The sequence below is a fragment of the Methylocella tundrae genome, assembly GCF_901905185.1.
Classification (GTDB): Bacteria; Pseudomonadota; Alphaproteobacteria; order Rhizobiales; family Beijerinckiaceae; genus Methylocapsa; species Methylocapsa tundrae.
This window is the reverse complement of record NZ_CABFMQ020000124.1, coordinates 1-1,193: the sequence shown is the minus strand read 5'-3', so window position 1 is coordinate 1,193 and position 1,193 is coordinate 1. Positions and strand designations below refer to the sequence as shown.

The window sequence follows — 1,193 nt, the reverse complement described above, 5'->3', positions numbered from 1 at the left end:
GTCTCGGCGTCCTCGGAACTGAAGACGATCTCGCCGCTCGCAGCGCCCGGCGAAGCCGGCAGGCCGGTCGCGACGATTTTGCGCTCGGCCTTTGGGTCAATCGTCGGATGGAGCAACTGGTCGAGCGCGGCCGGATCGATGCGGGCGATCGCTTCTTCGCGGGTGATCAACGCCTCATTGGCCATTTCGACGGCGATGCGCAGCGAGGCCTTGGAGGTGCGTTTGCCGGAGCGCGTCTGCAGCATCCAGAGTTTGCCGTTCTCGACGGTGAACTCTATGTCCTGCATGTCGCGGTAGTGCTTTTCGAGCAGCGCGGTGGTGCGCCGGAATTCGGCGAAGGCCTCCGGCAGAGCCGCCTCCATCGAGGGCTTTTCGGAACGGGCCGCGATGCGCGCGGCCTCGGTGATGTTCTGCGGCGTGCGGATGCCGGCGACGACATCCTCCCCTTGCGCGTTGATGAGAAATTCGCCGTAGAGCAGGTTCTCGCCCGTCGAGGGATCGCGGGTGAAGGCGACGCCCGTCGCGGAGGTCTCGCCCATATTGCCGAAAACCATCGCCTGCACATTGACGGCGGTGCCCCAACTCGCGGGAATGCCGTTCAACCGCCGGTATGTTTCGGCGCGGGGATTCATCCAGGAGCCGAAGACGGCGCCGATCGCCCCCCAAAGCTGCGCTTTCGGGTCCTGCGGGAAGGGCTCGGCCAGCATTTCGGCGACCTTCGCCTTATAATCGGCGATCACTTCCTTCCAGTCCGCCGCATCGAGATCCGTGTCGAGCGTCGCGTCCTTGCGGTCCTTGAAGCTGTCGAGGATCGTCTCGAATTCGTGGTGATCGATATTGAGCACGACATTCGAATACATCTGGATGAAGCGGCGATAGGAATCATAGGCGAAACGCGCATTGCCCGAACTCTGCGCCAGCGCCTCGACGGTGACGTCGTTGAGGCCGAGGTTCAGCACGGTGTCCATCATGCCCGGCATCGAGGCCCTCGCCCCGGAGCGGACCGAAACGAGCAGTGGATTGGCCGGATCTCCAAAGACATGGCCAGCGATGGCGCCGGTCGCCTCGAGCGCCGCGTTCACATCGGCTTCGAGTTCGGGCGGGTAGCTCTTCCCGTTCGTGTAGAAATAGGTGCAGACTTCCGTCGTAATGGTGAAGCCGGGGGGCACGGGAAGGCCGAGATTGGCCATCTC

1 protein-coding gene is annotated in these 1,193 nt (G+C 63.5%); it reads right to left on the bottom strand.

Annotated features, from left to right (window positions below; all coding sequences use genetic code 11):
• Positions 1-1,193, bottom strand: a 1,193-nt coding sequence (locus MPC4_RS18130; protein WP_174513772.1) for a PEP/pyruvate-binding domain-containing protein, incomplete at both ends; no start/stop codon positions are given.